At 40.7% G+C, this 16,784-nt stretch carries 13 protein-coding genes; 11 read left to right on the top strand and 2 right to left on the bottom strand.

Going from position 1 to position 16,784, the window contains the following annotated elements; all coding sequences use genetic code 11:
* Together HMPREF0013_RS13030 and HMPREF0013_RS13025 are read right to left on the bottom strand one after the other, a co-directional pair.
* Positions 1-1,023, bottom strand: coding sequence for an ABC transporter substrate-binding protein (locus HMPREF0013_RS13030; protein WP_002115599.1), 1,023 nt, complete (start codon positions 1,021-1,023; stop codon positions 1-3).
* Positions 1,024-1,614: an ANTAR domain-containing response regulator gene (locus tag HMPREF0013_RS13025; RefSeq protein WP_002115726.1), complete on the bottom strand. Its 591-nt coding sequence runs from the start codon at positions 1,612-1,614 to the stop codon at positions 1,024-1,026.
* 455 nt (positions 1,615-2,069) lie between these two features.
* Here HMPREF0013_RS13025 and HMPREF0013_RS13020 point away from each other — a divergent pair, with 455 nt between their 5' ends.
* The 11 genes from HMPREF0013_RS13020 to HMPREF0013_RS12970 all read left to right on the top strand — a co-directional run bounded on the left by HMPREF0013_RS13020 (position 2,070) and on the right by HMPREF0013_RS12970 (position 16,578).
* Positions 2,070-2,339: a hypothetical protein gene (locus HMPREF0013_RS13020; protein ID WP_002115692.1), complete on the top strand. Its 270-nt coding sequence runs from the start codon at positions 2,070-2,072 to the stop codon at positions 2,337-2,339.
* Positions 2,340-2,350: 11 nt separating this feature from the next.
* Entirely contained in the window at positions 2,351-4,897 is a 2,547-nt protein-coding gene (gene nirB, locus HMPREF0013_RS13015) for a nitrite reductase large subunit NirB (protein WP_002115616.1), read from the top strand.
* Positions 4,898-4,909: 12 nt separating this feature from the next.
* Positions 4,910-6,532: a nitrite reductase small subunit NirD gene (gene nirD / locus HMPREF0013_RS13010; protein ID WP_002115654.1), complete on the top strand. Its 1,623-nt coding sequence runs from the start codon at positions 4,910-4,912 to the stop codon at positions 6,530-6,532.
* An 18-nt stretch (positions 6,533-6,550) separates the two neighbouring features.
* Positions 6,551-9,331 (top strand): nitrate reductase, encoded by a 2,781-nt coding sequence (locus HMPREF0013_RS13005; RefSeq protein WP_002115596.1) that lies wholly within the window; start codon positions 6,551-6,553, stop codon positions 9,329-9,331.
* Positions 9,328-9,957, top strand: coding sequence for a molybdenum cofactor guanylyltransferase (mobA, locus tag HMPREF0013_RS13000; RefSeq protein WP_002115739.1), 630 nt, complete (start codon positions 9,328-9,330; stop codon positions 9,955-9,957). Before HMPREF0013_RS13005 ends, mobA begins: the two co-directional genes overlap by 4 nt.
* Before the next feature lie 148 nt (positions 9,958-10,105).
* A complete protein-coding gene (locus HMPREF0013_RS12995; RefSeq protein ID WP_005803486.1) occupies positions 10,106-12,379 on the top strand; it encodes a molybdopterin-dependent oxidoreductase in 2,274 nt (757 codons plus the stop codon).
* Positions 12,380-12,608: 229 nt separating this feature from the next.
* Entirely contained in the window at positions 12,609-13,649 is a 1,041-nt protein-coding gene (gene moaA, locus HMPREF0013_RS12990; RefSeq protein WP_005803484.1) for a GTP 3',8-cyclase MoaA, read from the top strand.
* Positions 13,650-13,904, top strand: a complete 255-nt coding sequence (locus tag HMPREF0013_RS12985; RefSeq protein ID WP_002115720.1) for a MoaD/ThiS family protein — start codon at positions 13,650-13,652, stop codon at positions 13,902-13,904.
* A gap of 3 nt (positions 13,905-13,907) precedes the next feature.
* The gene (locus tag HMPREF0013_RS12980) at positions 13,908-14,396 is read left to right on the top strand and encodes a molybdenum cofactor biosynthesis protein MoaE (protein WP_002115677.1); all 489 of its coding nucleotides are present in this window, start codon (positions 13,908-13,910) and stop codon (positions 14,394-14,396) included.
* 23 nt (positions 14,397-14,419) lie between these two features.
* On the top strand, positions 14,420-15,343 hold the full coding sequence (moaCB, locus tag HMPREF0013_RS12975; protein WP_002115707.1) for a bifunctional molybdenum cofactor biosynthesis protein MoaC/MoaB: 924 nt from the start codon (positions 14,420-14,422) through the stop codon (positions 15,341-15,343).
* On the top strand, positions 15,343-16,578 hold the full coding sequence (locus HMPREF0013_RS12970) for a molybdopterin molybdotransferase MoeA (protein WP_002115656.1): 1,236 nt from the start codon (positions 15,343-15,345) through the stop codon (positions 16,576-16,578). The genes moaCB and HMPREF0013_RS12970 overlap by 1 nt, the downstream gene beginning before the upstream one ends.
* The last annotated feature ends 206 nt before the right edge of the window (positions 16,579-16,784 follow it).

Below are 16,784 nucleotides of genomic sequence, written 5' to 3'. Positions count from 1 at the left end.
TTATGAACGATAGCGTTGTTTAGCTTGTTCATAAGCCTCAAGATTAATGCATTGAGCACCCAAGCTTGTGATTTGTGCTTGGTCGAGTTGAAGTTCATCCCATTTTTGCATTTGCTCGAGCAGCCAATAAAAGTCTTCTACTTTTGGAAGTGCACTTTCTTTTACTAAATGACGAACAATATCCTGAATCATATAGTATTTGTCGACATGTACTTCTTCTGAACAATGGAAGCGCACAATTCCAAACTCGACTAATAATTTTAAAATTGGAGCAAAATCGTCTAACTTACTCAATTCTTGCTGGGCTTTCATAATTGCCGTGGTGAGTGCGACCAGTGTTTGTGGATGCTGTTCAGCCCATTCTTGAGTTACGGCTAGAACCTTATCAGCCACAGGTGGAATAATGTTTTGACTTGAGCAAATCATTTTACTTAATCCCAGAAGTTCGCCTTGAGTATTCCATGGTTCTCCGACGCAAAAACCATCAATCACATGTTTGTCTAATGCTTCTACCATATAAGGTGGTGGTAATGTTTTAAGCTGGATAGATTGAGCAAGTTCAGGGTTTGCTAAAGCGAGCCACTCTCTTAAACAATAATGGTGAATAGAATGCTTAAATACATGCGCTAAAGAAATGGAGTGACCTTGTTCAAGATAGCTTGCCACTTTTTGCGCTGTTACTTGGGCCGTATCATTTTTTTGAATTGCAAGTTGATGAGTAAGTTTTTGACTTAAGCTAATGAAAGCACGGTTTTCACTTAAAACCAGTGATGTTTGCAGTGGCGTGCCAATTTGATCTGTGCCGACAGCCGCCGCAGGTAACATTGCAGATAAGCAATGCGCTGCATCTAATAGACCAAAAGCAAGACGGTCTCGAAGACTTGCCCATGATGCTTCTTTAACTAAAGTGACATCTAAACCGACTTCCTCAAAGAAGCCTCTTTGTTTTGCCCAAAGCAATGCAAGACAATCAAGCAAAGGAATATAGCCGAGTTGTAATTGAGTCTTTTCTAATGTGCTCATTTATTCATCCTTTAGTTGATTGTTGAGTAATTTTTGGGCATCAAGTAACCGCCGTGCCATTTCTCCAATCGTTATACGGTGACTCATGGCATTTTTTCTAAGAAGTTGGAAAGCTGTATCTTCAGGCAGCCCGTGGAGTTGCATGAGTAACACTTTGGCCTTTTCAACATCTTTACGGTCAGCCAGTTTGGTTTGAGCCTCTTTTAAATCACCTTCGAGTTTTTTGTGCTTTTTATATTGCTCAATCGAGATTTCTAAAATGGTATGTAAACGGGCAGGGTCTATGCCATCTACGATATAAGCCGTTACTCCCGCATCGATGGCTTGTTTGATGGTGTCTTTATCTGAATTTTTAGTGAACAGGACAGTCGGTAGGTCATAGCTACTCACACAACTTTCAATAATGTCACGATGAGGATGATCCATATCGAGCAAGATCACATCGGCTTGTAAATGCTCGAGACGAAAAATATTTAAATGGTCCAAAGTAAGGCAAGCGACCACTTCAAAATCATTTTCAAGCAGACTTTTTCTTATATAGTCTGCTCGCGCATGATCATCATCAATAAGGGCTATTTTGAGTTTTGGCATAAGTTCAGAAAATCAGGCTAAGAAAATGCGCCAATTCGACGCGTTTTTTGTTATCAGGTTTTAAGCAAGATTAGTGCCATCCAAAACTAAACAAAAAATCCAGTTTAAGTGGCATTTCAGCGAGCTAAAGAATTAATGTGGTCAGTCTTGGTGCACAAATACGATTCATTTTGTGGCAAGACATATTTTTATCTTAACCATTTAAGTGTACCGCGATGGAGCAAATAGAATAAGACATTATTTTTATAAGATAGCTGGCGAAATTATATCTATATGAAATTAAAAATAAAATTTTTTAAATTAAATTTATATAAGGATTGGCATGCAAAATGCTTACTTAATTACAGGTCGAAGACGACCATAAGTTTTAAAGACGGCCAACGATGTCCGTTCTGATCGAATTTGTGAGTGCAACTGTGCACACAAAGAATTTACGTTCAGTCGGAGTGAAGGCCATGTCTTTATTTTTATTGCATAAAAAAGTTACATCTGAATTATCTAATTTTTCAGTTCCAGCGATGCGAGCCTTCTCTATGAGGGGGCTCGCTTTTTTTATTTCTTTTTATGACTTTGCTGTGCATTGGGTGTCATTAATGAGTGGGAAAAATGGATTCCAAGCAGCTACATGCTTTGTGAGATTGATTCGCTTCTCGGTAGAACACAAGGCAAAAAAACAACGTCTATTTGAGAACGCAATAACGCAGCTTAAAAGCAACGTGATTTGAGGAGAAACACTATGAAATTGGTAATGATTGGTCATGGTATGGTGGGCCACAAATTCATCGAAGCCATTTTAGAAAAAGCAGATGATGAATTGGAAATCACGATTCTCGCGGAAGAACCTCGTATCGCGTATGACCGTGTACATTTGACAGAATATTTCTCTGGGAAATCAGCAAAAGATTTATCTTTGGCGCGTTTTGACTTTGCTGATGCTCATGGTATTGACTTACGTCTAAATACCAAAGCAACTGCAATTGATACAGCTGCACAAACAGTCACAACCAATCATGGTGATGTCATTAGCTATGACAAATTGGTGTTGGCAACTGGTTCGTATGCATTCGTTCCACCAATTCCGGGTAATGACCGTGAAAACTGCTTCGTTTACCGTACGATTGAAGACTTAGACGCGATTCGTGCAGCGAGTCTTAATGCAAAAACAGGTGTAGTGATTGGTGGTGGTTTACTTGGACTTGAGGCTGCAAAAGCTTTACGTGATTTAGATCTAGAAACGCACGTTGTTGAGTTTGCGCCACGTTTAATGGCAGTTCAAATTGATGACTTGGGCGGTAAAGTTTTACGCCGTAAAATTGAAGACCTTGGTGTAAAAGTTCATACACAAAAAGCGACGCAATCTATCGAATGTGGCAACAGCACTACACATGTAATGAAATTTGCAGATGGTAGCGAGCTTGAAGCAGATGTCATTTTATTCTCTGCTGGGATTCGTCCACGTGATGAACTTGCACGTAACAGTGGTTTGGCGATTGGTGAACGTGGTGGTATCGTCATTAATGATTATTGCCAAACGTCAGATCAAAACATTTATGCCATTGGTGAATGTGCGCTTTGGCAAAACAAAATTTATGGCTTGGTTGCACCGGGCTATGACATGGCACGTATTGCAGCAAAACACATTTTAAATGAAGAATGTCACTGCTTCGCTGGTGCAGACATGAGCACTAAATTGAAGTTGATGGGTGTTGATGTTGCTTCTGTAGGTGATGCGCATGCCATGACTCCGGGTGCATTAAGCTACTTTTATGCAGATGAGCATGCACTGGTTTATAAAAAGATTGTTGTAAATGCAGATAAAACCAAATTGCTGGGCGCGGTTTTGGTGGGCGATGCGAAAGAGTACAATGACCTTTTACAAATGATGTTAAACGGTCTGGCTTTACCTGAAGTACCTGAAAGCTTGATCATGCCGGGCTTTGAACAATCAGCAGGTAAGTCTGGTGGTAGCGGAGTCGATTTGCTGCCAGACAGCGCGACCATTTGTTCATGTAATAACGTATCAAAAGCGGACATCTGCCAAGCAATTAGCGATGGTTCGACCTCTTTAGGTGCATTAAAGAAATGCACCAAAGCAGCAACAGCATGTGGTGGCTGTGCACCATTAGTGACACAAGTATTGAAGTCAGAGTTGCAACGTCAAGGTGTGACTGTAAATAACCACATTTGCGAACACTTCCCGTACTCGCGTCAAGAGTTGTATCACTTGGTCCGTGTCAATGAAATTAAGACATTCGATGATTTGATTCATCAACATGGTCATGGTTTAGGTTGTGATATCTGTAAACCTGCTGCCGCAAATATTTTGGCATCTTGCTGGAACGATTTCGTACTTGAGCCAAGTCATGCAGGCTTACAAGACAGTAATGACTACTATTTGGGGAACATCCAAAAAGACGGTTCTTACTCGGTTGTACCGCGTATGGCAGGTGGTGAGGTGACTCCAGATGGTTTAATCGCGATTGGTCAAATTGCAAAGAAATATAACCTGTACACCAAAATTACTGGCGGTCAACGCGTTGACATGTTTGGTGCTCAAGTTCATGAACTTCCATTCATTTGGGAAGAGCTGAATGCTGCGGGCTTCGAGTCTGGTCATGCTTACGGTAAATCATTGCGTACCGTGAAATCTTGTGTAGGTAGCACATGGTGCCGTTACGGGGTAGACAACTCAGTTGGTTTAGCGATTGAGCTTGAAAACCGCTACAAAGGTTTACGTTCACCGCATAAATTAAAAATGGCAGTGTCTGGCTGTACTCGTGAGTGTGCGGAAGCGCAAGGTAAAGACGTGGGTATTATCGCTACCGAAAAAGGTTGGAACCTTTATGTCTGTGGTAACGGTGGTATGAAACCACGTCATGCTGAATTACTTGCATCTGACCTTGATAAAGCAACGCTCATCCGTTATATCGACCGTTTCTATATGTTCTACATTCAAACCGCAGACCGCTTACAACGTACCAGTGTATGGCGCGACAACATGGAAGGTGGTCTAGATTATCTTAAATCTGTAGTGGTGGATGATTCACTTGGTTTGGCTGCCGAGCTTGAGCGCCGTATGGAACACATTATTGGCACATATCAAGACGAATGGCGTACTGCGGTGGAAAATCCTGAAGTTCGCAAACGCTTCCAAACGTATATCAACGCAGGAGCAAATGAACAGGCCGATCCACACATTCAATTTACAACTGAACGTGGTCAAATCCGTCCATTAACCGAAGCTGAACGTTCAGAAGACCGCATTCCAATGGTTGAAGCGTAAAGGAGAACTTATATGAATATTGTACAAGACAAAAATATGCTTCCTGATGATCAATGGATTGACGTTTGTGCACTCGATGATTTAACCCCAAACACTGGTGCAGGAGCGCTAGTGGGCGGTCAAGCGGTTGCAATCTTCCGTGTAGGGCATGAAAAACGTGTTTACGTGCTGAGTAATAAAGATCCGTTTAGCCAAGCGAATGTGATGAGCCGCGGCATTATTGGTGATTTACAAGGTGAGCGTGTCATTGCATCGCCAATCTATAAACAACATTTCAGTTTAGCTACGGGCCGTTGTTTAGAAGATAAAGACCAAAAATTGGCAGTTTATCCGAGCAAAATTGTTGATGGCCGTGTTTGGGTCAATGCGGTGCCGCAAAAAACTTATATTACCAATACAGGTGTATCACAAGACAAACTTAAACTGGTGCTGATCGGGAATGGTTTGGCAGGGATGCGTTGCCTGGAAGATTTACTGGATATGGCACCAGACCGTTATGAAGTTACGGTGATTGGTGAAGAGCCATGGGGTAACTATAACCGTATTATGTTGTCTCCGGTTTTATCGGGTGAAAAAACCATTGAAGACATTATGTTGCATCCACCGAAGTGGTACGACGATAAAGGTATAAAATTTATTGCCGGTGATAAAGCCGTAAAAATTGATCGTCCACGTAAAGTGGTTTACACCGAAAAAGGCCAGACAGTTGATTATGATCGTTTGATTCTGGCAACAGGCTCGGCACCATTTATTCCACCAGTTCAAGGTGTTGACTTAAAGGGTGTGTTAACTTTCCGCGACATCTATGACGTTAACACCATGATTGAATACTGCGATTCAAAAACCAATGCAGTGGTGATTGGTGGCGGTTTACTCGGTTTAGAAGCGGCGTATGGTTTAAAACAACGCGGTATGAATGTCACAGTATTGCATTTGATGGACCGTATTATGGAACGTCAACTTGATGGTCGTGCGAGCCAGTTATTACGTCATAGCATTGAACAAAAAGGCATTCAAATCATTACCGAAGCCAATACAGAGGCGTTAATTGGTGATGAAAATGGGCATGTGAAGCAAATCCGTTTGAAAGATGGCACGGTCTTAGATGCAGACCTTGTGGTGTTCGCCGTGGGCATTCGTCCAAATATTGCTTTGGCGCAAAGTGCAGGATTACGTTGTAACCGTGGTGTATTGGTGAATGACACCATGCAAACATTTGACCCAAGTATTTACGCGGTGGGTGAGTGTATCGAACACCGTGGTCAAACTTTCGGTTTGGTTGAACCACTATGGGGGCAAGCTTTTATTTGCGCGACCCATTTAGCAGAGCACGGCAGCTTAACTTTTAAAGCGCCGACCGTACCGACTCAGTTAAAAGTCAGTGGTGTCGATGTATTCTCGGCTGGTAATTTTGAGCCGAAAGATGATTATGAAGACATTATCCTGAACGATGAAAAACGCCAGATTTATAAGCGTATTATCATTCAATGCGATCGGGTAATCGGTGCAGTACTGTTTGGTGATACTGAAGATGGCATGTGGTATGCAGAATTAATTGCAGACCAAACACCTGTTTCTTCATTTAGAAATAAACTGCTATTTGGTCGAGATTTTGCATTAAAAAATGCAGGCTAAATAGGGAAAGGAGCAGTTATGAATAGTATTCCAAGCGTTGAAGTCGATAGCTCCGATCATGTTGCAAAAACAATCAAAACAACATGTCCATATTGTGGGGTGGGTTGCGGTGTTAGCGTAAACGTCCAACAAAAACCTCAAGGACCTCTGGTACAAGTTGAGGGGGATGCTGATCATCCTTCCAACTTTGGACGCTTATGTATTAAAGGTAGCCGTCTTGCGGATACTTTGGGGTTAGAAACACGTCTACTTCAACCGATGTTTGGTCGTAAGCCACATCGGACTGTAACCACTTGGGATGCGGCAATCAATAAAATTGCCGATAAATTCCAATCTTGTATCGATCAATATGGTCGTGACAGCATTGCATTTTATGTTTCAGGTCAGCTTTTGACTGAAGACTATTATGTGGTGAATAAGTTTGTAAAAGGCTATTTGGGTACTGCAAATATCGACACCAACTCACGCCTTTGTATGTCATCTGCGGTGGCAGGTCACAAACGCAGCTTTGGTGAAGACCTTGTGCCAGCAAGTTATGAAGATTTTGAACATGCAGACATGGTGGTTTTGGTTGGTTCCAATACCGCATGGTGCCATCCTGTGCTGTATCAGCGGATTATGCAGGCTAAAAGCCACAATCCAGATATGTTTGTTGTGGTGATTGATCCACGTTTTACCAGTACTTGTGAACAAGCGGATTTACATTTACCGATTTTACCGGGCCAAGATGTCGCATTGTTCAACGGTCTATTCCAATATCTATATCAAAATGGTCATGCCGATCAGGCCTTTGTAAATACCTATACTGAAGGTTTGCAAGATGTTTTGGTAAGTAGTCAGCCAGAAAGTGATATTGAATATGTTGCCAAACGTAGTGGTATTTCTTTAGACAAATTACAGCAGTTCTTTGAGAAATTTGCGCAGACTGAAAAAGTAATCACGCTATTTTCAATGGGTGTGAATCAATCAAGTCAGGGTGTAAATAAAGCCAACAGCATTATTAACTGCCATTTACTAACAGGCAAAATTGGTAAGCTCGGCGCTGCACCATTCTCAATGACAGGCCAGCCCAATGCAATGGGTGGCCGTGAAGTAGGTGGCTTAGCCAACATGCTAGCGGCACACATGGATTTAGATAACACACTACATCAAAAAGTAGTGCAAACTTTTTGGGACAGCCCATTTATTGCAACTCAAGCTGGTTTGAAAGCAGTTGATTTATTTAATGCGGTTGAAGCTGGAAAAATTAAAGCCATCTGGATTATGGCAACTAATCCAGTGGTGAGTTTGCCAGATGCCGATCAGGTGAAACGTGCATTAGAGAAATGTGAATTGGTCGTTGTGTCAGATATCTGTACCGATACGGATACTACAGCTTACGCCGATATTTTGCTTCCAGCTTTAGGTTGGGGCGAAAAAGATGGAACCGTTACTAACTCTGAGCGTCGTATTTCACGTCAGCGCGCATTCTTACCTGCGCCGGGTGAAGCAAAAGCAGATTGGTGGTCTGTTAGTCAAGTCGCGAAAAAATTAGGCTTTAATGGTTTTGACTTTGCGAGTGCAAGTGACATCTTTAATGAGCATGCAGCGCTATCTGCACAAGACAATGCAGACATGGATATGCGAGAAGAGAGTAATAATTTTCGTTATTTCAACTTGAAAGGTTTAATGAACCTAAGTAATGCTGAGTACGATGCTCTACAACCAGTGCAATGGCCAGTATGGAATAAAACCCAAGACGCTAAAGCCGTTCAACAACTGTTTGGCAAGGGCCAGTTTAGTCATAAAAATGCCAAGGCAAAACTAATTCCGACTGTTGCAATTGATCCGGTACATGCAGTTTCAGAAGATTATCCGCTCATTTTGAACACGGGACGTATTCGTGATCAATGGCACACCATGACTCGTACTGGTTTGTCACCAAATTTGAGCAGTCACCGCGCTGAACCATTCTGTGAGATTCATCCAAGTGATGCCTTGAAATTTGGTGTACGCGACCAAGGCTTAGTAGAAGTTCGTTCGAAATGGGGCAGTTGTGTACTACGTGTGACCTTCTCATCGGGGGTACGTCGTGGGCAAATTTTTGCACCGATTCACTGGACTGAACAGGTTGCATCCGACGCCCGCATTGGTAAAGTCGTTAATCCAGAAGTTGATGCAATTTCAGGTGAACCTGAGTTCAAACATACGCCTGTAATCATTCAGCCGTTCTATACCACTTGGCAGGGCGTGCTCTATATTCGTGAAGGATACGATTCGCATATTCAAGAATCGCTACATCACTGTGCATGGTGGACCAAGGTCAAAATGGTTAAAACCAACCGTTATGAACTTGCAGACCGCCAAACTTTTCACGATACTCAAAAGAATCTGAAAAGCTTTTTACCATTTGCCGATGAAACCTTTGAATGGTTAAGCATAGAAGATATCTCTTCACAACTGAGCCATAGCGTTATTTTGAAAGATGGCATTGTAATTGCAAGTCTATATATTGCACCGCCAGATTTATTGCCAGACCGTGATTGGGTAGCGAGTCTGTTTAAACGAGAACGTTTGAGCGCCTTGCACCGAAAAGCTTTACTAGCGGGTATGCCAATGTCGGCTACTAATAATGATGGGCCTTTAGTGTGTAGTTGTTTTAAAGTAGGTAAGAATAAAATTATCGACGTGATAAAAACACAAAACATTACCCATGAAAAACAGGTTACTGCATGTTTAAAAGCAGGTGGGAACTGTGGTTCATGTTTACCTGAGATTCGTGGCTTGATTAAAGCTTGCCAGCAAGAGGTGGAAGTGTGAATAAGGGATATCCCGTAACTGATTTGGTCATTTTGGCGGGTGGACAAGCCCGCCGTATGAATGGTTTAAATAAGCTGTTGCAGCAATTTGATGGCGATACGCAACTACTCAAAATTCATCAAAAACTAAAGTCATCTGTATCTGAAATTTGGGTAAATAGTCATCGTGATTATTCGATTTATCAAAGTATTGTGCCTGATATTAAGTGTTTTCAAGATGATGCTTCCGGTTTTTTCGGCCCACTTATGGGCATGAAAAGCGCATGGTCACATGTAAAAGCAGATTATGTTTTGTGTATTCCCTGTGATGTGACGTATATACCTACGCAAGTCGTTGCGAAATTACACAGCGCACTACGCAAAAATAAACAAGCTCAGGCAGCCTATGTTTCAATTAATGGGGATGCTTTATACCCATTTTGCTTATTAAAGCGTGAAAGCCTGCTTACGATAAGAGAGCAAATTGACAAACAACGATTAAGTTTAAAAGAGTGCTTTAAGCTTTTACATGCACAAGTCGCCGTATTTCAAAAACAAAACTTATTTTTTCATAGCATTAACTCTTTGGATGAGCTTCAACAATATAAACAAATCAATGCTTTTAAAGAGATATTTACCGCGAGTTAAACATTAGATTCTATCAATTTACAAACTAAAGTGATGTTATAAACAAATTTAAAATGATGCGTTCTTGACTATCTAATATATAAGTTCTATTTTGGAACCTGTTGTTTTAATTCTAGCTAGATGTATAAAAATAAACGGAGCCAGAAAAATGATGGACGCAGCTCAGCAAAGTAAAACAGATGTGACCGCATGTATCTTATGTTCTAGAAACTGCGGTTTGAGTGTCGAAATTAAAGATAACCAGTTTGTCAAAATTAAAGGTGATTCCGAACATCCTTTTTCTCAAGGTTACATTTGTCAAAAAGCTGCCAGATTACAGCATTACCAGCAACACGCAGACCGTTTGACCACACCTTTGAAACGTCAACCTGATGGATCATTTCAAGAAGTAAGTTGGGATGTTGCCATACAAGAAATTGCTGATCGATTAGTGCAGATTAGAGATGATTTTGGTGGGACTGCTTTTGCTTCGGTTGGGGGCGGCGGTCAGGGTAACCACCTCGGCGCAGCGTATGGCCGACAGCTTTTGCTGGCCATGAAAAGTTATTATGCTTACAACTCACTTGCCCAAGAAAAAACGGGTGATTTTTGGCTCAATGGACGTTTGTTTGGTAGTCAGGCTTGCCATACCACAGAAGATGTTGAATATGCAGATTATGTACTTTTCATTGGAACAAATCCTTTTCAGGCACATGGTATCCCTAACGCCCGAGACACGCTAAAACATATTAAGAAAGATCCGAACCGAACCATGGTGGTGTTTGACCCGCGTGTTACCGAAACGGCCAAACAAGCAGATATCCATGTGCAATTAAAACCGGGGACAGATGCTTTTTTAATGTCGGCCATGATTGCGATCATTATTAAAGAAAAGCTTTATGATGCAGCATTCATTGAGCAGCACACACAAGGTTTTGAAGACGTAAAAACAGCATTTAGTCGTGTGCCGATTGAAGACTATATTGCCAAAGCAGATGTTCCAGTCGATTTGATTTACCAGGTAGTTCGAGATTTTGCCAAGGCAAAAAGAGGCTGTGTACGTATCGATTTAGGTATTCAACATACTTTAAATACTACCTTAAACGGGTATTTAGAAAAACTACTGTACTTACTGACTGGAAACTTTGGAAAGCAGGGTACCAATAATTTACATACCATGTTTATTCCAATCTTAAGTGATACAGATGAAAGAAAGCCGAAATATAGACGGAGTGTTTACCATAAAATGTTCCCCATTTCTGGGTTTTTCCCGCCTAATATTTTACCCGATGAAATCTTAAAAGCAGGGGAAAAGCGAGTTCGTGCTGTGTTTGTAGATAGTTGTAATCCACTATTAACTTATCCTGATACACCAGCTTATGAGGAAGCATTTAAAGCATTAGATTTGTTGGTTGTGGTGGATGTTGCGATGACAGAAACCGCTAGGCTTGCGGACTACATTTTGCCAGCGCATACCCAGTTTGAAAAATGGGAATTTACTGGTTTTAATTTGGAATTTCCTAAAAATGGTTTTCACCTACGTCATCCTGTATTGGCCGCTCAAACGAATACTTTGCCAGAGGCAGAAATTTATACACGATTACTTGAAGCCATGCAGGTGATTCCAAAACGCTTTCCAATTTTAGAAAAAATAGCTGCGGTCGACTCGAAAAAAACAGCCTATTTACCTTACTTGTTGGCATTGGGACTTACTTTTGCACGAAATAAAAAATACATTCCTTTTGCAGCCTCAATTCTCTATCGCACTTTAGGTAAACACTTAGAAAAATCAGCTGGTTCAGTTGCTTTTTTATTACCACTGTCGATTCAATATGCTGTTTTACACACAAAAGCGGTACGCCGTGCAGGTTACAAAGGTAACCCTTTAACTTTAGGTGTTCATTTATTTGAACAAATTTTAAAGCAGCGGTCAGGTATGGTGTTATCGCAACATGAATATGATGAAGTCTGGAAACTGGTAGCTTATAAAGATAAGAAAATACGTCTAGCTATTCCAGAGATGTTAAATGAGCTCGCAAGATTGAAAAGCCATAACGTTAATGTTGAAGAATTTCCATTCATACTTTTATCAGGTGAGCGACGTAGCTATAACGCCAATCAAATTTACCGTGATCCAGCTTGGCGAAAAGTAGATGCTGAAGGAGCTTTACGAATTCATCCTGAAGATGCAGAAGCCTTAAGTGTGGCTGTGGGTGATCAAATCAAATGTATCTCACAACATGGAGAAATTCAGGTTACTGTAGATTTTGATGAGGGAATGCGAAAAGGAGTTGTTTCGCTTCCACATGGTTATGGCATGCGCTTTCAAGGTGGAGGACCTATTGGACCACAATTAAACATGCTCATTTCTGGTGAGCATTGTGACCCTTTATCTAAAACACCGTACCATAAATATGTACCCATCCGTTTAGAAAAGTGCTAGAAATAAAGTAGGGCATATAAAAGGTTGACGCCGCACTGATTTTATAAAGCTTTAAAGTTTGAGCTAAAACGGTACGGTCGAAATTTCAAATACAGCCCAAAAAGTTATGGATGATAAATAGAATTGGAACAAATTTTGCAATAAAGATCAAAGCACTACTAAGGCGCAATTTTAAAAGTTTAATTGCTCATAATCAGTGCTTGCAATATTTGAACTGTTCTCGATATGAGTGCAAATAATGAAACAATATCACTCTGAAACTGCGCCAATGCTTTTGCAAGATCAATATGGGCGCATCAAGCGAAAGTTACGTATTTCAGTAACTGATCGCTGTAATTTTAAGTGTGTGTATTGCATGCCTGAACATCCTGAATGGCTAAATAAACAAGATTTGCTTAGTTTTGAGGCGCTCATTCAATTTTGCAGTTTTATGGTGCAACAAGGTATTGAAAGCATCCGTATTACGGGTGGTGAACCATTAATGCGTCAAGGTATTGTTCATTTCGTTCGCGATTTACAAGCTTTAAAAGCATTAGGTCTAAAACGCATTTCAATGACCACCAATGGACATTATCTTGCAAAATACGCTCAGCAATTAAAAGATGCTGGTCTAGATGATTTAAATATTAGTCTAGATAGCCTAGATCCGATTCAATTTAAAGAGCTCACTAAGAAAAAGTTAGAACCAGTTCTTGAGGGTATTCAAGCTGCAAAAGATGCAGGGCTACCTTTTAAAATTAACTGCGTGTTAATGAAAGATAAAAATGACGATCAAATCCTACCGATGGTGAAATGGTCTATCGCCAATCATATTCCGCTACGTTTTATTGAATTTATGCCACTTGATGGTGATGCACTTTGGTCAAATAGAGATGTGGTGAGTGAAGCTGAAATTTTACAAGCGTTGCAACCACATTATTCAGTACAAGTGATTGAGCAGCAACATGAGCCAGCACGCCAATATTTACTTAACAATAGCTACGCGCTAGGCATCATTTCTACCATTACTCATTCATTTTGCCATCAATGTGACCGTATACGACTAACGGCACAAGGTGAACTCTATAACTGTCTCTTTGCCCCGCAGGGTTTAAATATTAAGCCACAGCTTCAAACGCTGGTAAGTAAACAACGTACACCGGAATACGACATGTATATCCAAAATTTAAAGAATTTGGTCCATCCTTATATTTGGCATAAAGCTAAAGGCTTTCATGCCTTACAACATCAACAAACCCGTAAAATCAGTATGCATATGCTTGGGGGATAAATGCAGCAATCTATCCAAATTAAAATCGAATCATTTGGTGCAATTGAAAAATTGCTTCCACAAAATCTTTCGTTAGTTTTCCCCACCGATATTTTAGTTAAAGATGTCTTAGATGAAATTGTTTCATTGCATCCAGAATGTACACAGGCCATGGAAAAATGTGCATGCGCTATTGGCGATAATGTCATAACCAGGCAATCTGCCTTAAATCAGCCATGTACTTTGGTTTTATTATCACCAGTTGCAGGAGGGTAAGTCATGCGAGATTTTGCACGTATTCAAGAGCAGGCTTTAAGCCTAGATATCTTTGATCCGATTCAATCTTTTCCAGAATGTGGTGGTATCGATATTTTTATGGGTACGGTTCGTAACCATCATGAAGGTAAAGCTGTTAAAGCACTAAAATATACCTCGTATAAACCGCTTTCTGAAAAAATGATACGTGAAATTGAACTGGAAATTGAGAAAAAGTATCAGGTATCTTATGTGCGAGTGGTTCATCGAATTGGATATCTGGATGTCGGTGAAACAGCCATTATTGCAATTGCGTATGCAGCCCATCGCCGTGAAGCTTTTCAGGCATGTGAGGAAGCGGTCGAACGGGTAAAGCATGAAGTACCTGTCTTTAAAGAAGAGTTTTTTACAGATGGCACAAGTCATTATGTAGAGGGCTGTTGTATTCGTAAGGATGCACCGCACGACCACAAACATCACCATCATCATGCCGGCCATGAGCACTCACACTGAAATAAGCAAGACTAGGATAAATAATGAAAAACGTAGGAATGAAGCCAGAGAGTTATCGTGTTGCTGAAGCACAAGCAATTTTATATGCACCATCGCACTGTATTGAATTATTAAGACAAGGGAATACCGAAAAAGGGGATGCATTAAAAACCGCACGTGTTGCAGGAATTTTGGCAGCAAAACGTACTGATGAGCTGATTCCTTTATGTCATCCACTGCCGATTTATCGGGCAGATATTGAATATGAACTAGAACATGATTTTGTAAAGATCATTGCCGTAGTTGAAACCATTGGTCCAACTGGCGTAGAAATGGAAGCTTTAACGGCTGCAAGTCTTGCCGGCTTAACCATTTACGACATGTTAAAACCACATTGTGAACCAGAAGAGCTCTGGATGGATCAATGTAAATTGCTTAAGAAAAAAGGTGGGAAATCACACTTTAAGCGAGTTCTTCGTCAACCCGTTTCGGCTGCGGTTATTGTGTTGTCCGACACCGTCGCAGCGGGTAGAAAGCCCGATACTGCCGGAAAATCTGTGGTTGAAACTTTAACCGAAGCAGGATTCGATCCAATTCATTACCAAATTTTGCCAGATGAAGCGGATACTTTAAAAAACTTAGTGCTTGAGTTGAGCAAATCATATGCTTGCATTATGACGGTTGGTGGAACAGGAATTGGTAAGCGTGACATTACAGTTGATACGCTAGAACCACTTCTTGAGCGTAAGCTAGATGGCTTAATGGAAGCTGCGCGTTCATTTGGACAAAAACGCACGCCATATGCTGCAATGTCGCGTGGAGTAGCTGGTTTTATTGATCGCTCTTTAGTGGTGACTTTACCGGGAAGCCGTGGTGGAGCAAGCGAATCAATGGCTGCTATTTTACCTGCCTTAGTGCATATTTTTGATGTTTGCCGTGATCTACCACATCCGGGAGGCTATGAGTAATGACTGGTTGTGGTGCAGAACATGGATTGATTAGCGTAGATGAAGCAATTGAGCTGATTAGTAACCGACCTAAAAAATTAGGTTCAATTCAGCAACCTCTTCAAAATAGCCTAAGTAGGTGTCTTGCTAAAGAAATTTATTCAGAAATTAACCTACCAAGCTTTTCTCAAAGTGCTGTGGATGGCTATGCACTTTGTAGCCATGTAGATGATTTAAATAACCAAAAGTTTCAGGTTACTGGCGAGATTCGTGCTGGAAGCGAAAGTCATGACATTCTGAGTGAAGGACAGGCAATTCGTATATTTACTGGTGGCAAAATTCCTGAAGGCACAACGCATGTTGCGAGGCAAGAAATAGTAGAGGTCGTGTCAGCACAAGAAATTTTGTTAACTGAACATATTCGCCCTAAAGCCGATATCCGTTTTACCGGAGAAGAAATCCAACAAGGGCAGTTACTTGCTCAAGTAGGACAGTTCTTAAATATTGGAAGCTTGGCTGCCTTAAGTATGGCGGGTGTACAAACGGTTGACGTTTACCGTGCGCCGAAAGTTGCTGTTTTAGTCACTGGTGATGAAGTTGCCGAAAAAGCTGAAGATCTTGCAGAAGGTAAAATCTTTGATGCAAATGGTCCATTACTAAAAGCTTGGTTTGAAGATTACGGCTTAGAGGTTGAACTCATTCATGTGGCAGATGAGGCGGTGCAAGTCACGCATTACTTTAATAAGTTAAAAGATAGTCATGATGTCATTATAACCACAGGCGGAGTGTCAGTAGGTGATTATGACTTTGTTCGGCCATGCGCTTTTGAGACTGGCTTTGAACAAATCTTTTGGAAAGTTAAACAAAAGCCGGGTAAGCCACTCTTTTTTGCTGAATATTCTCACACGGAAAAAGATCATCGTTGTTATTTGCTTGGGTTACCGGGTAATCCGGCTGCGGTCTATGTCTCTATGCAGGTTTACGGTAAAGCATTGCTTGACACTTTGCAGGGAAATCAAGCAGGGCCAGAATGGTTTAGTGCAATTTTAGATCATGATTTAAAAGAAGATGCGCGTGAACGTTTTCTAAGAATGCATGCTTATTTTGACAATGGACAACTTAAAGTTAAAAGTCTGGCAAAACAGCAATCACACATGCTCAGTAATTTAATGCAGGCCAATTGTCTGGTGCGAATTCCGGCAAGTGTGAAATTAGAAGCAGGTCATATTTTGAAGGGCGTATTTATTTCAAATTAATAACCAGTAATGATAAATATAACTCACTATATAATTGAGTGAGTTATATTTATTAAGCAATTTTAAATAATAACTTTTAATTTTTTATAATGAAAATTCTTTCATAAGCTTGATAAGAAGTTATTTTAATAATGAATCTTGCATAAATCGTGCTAAGTGGTTTAGGGTATAAACAATAGGGCCATTAGGCTAGGAAATATCGAGGA

The organism is Acinetobacter sp. SH024 (assembly GCF_000163635.1).
GTDB lineage: Bacteria > Pseudomonadota > Gammaproteobacteria > Pseudomonadales > Moraxellaceae > Acinetobacter > Acinetobacter pittii.
Note: the sequence above shows the minus strand (reverse complement) of the source record. Positions and strands in the feature narration are given on the sequence as shown.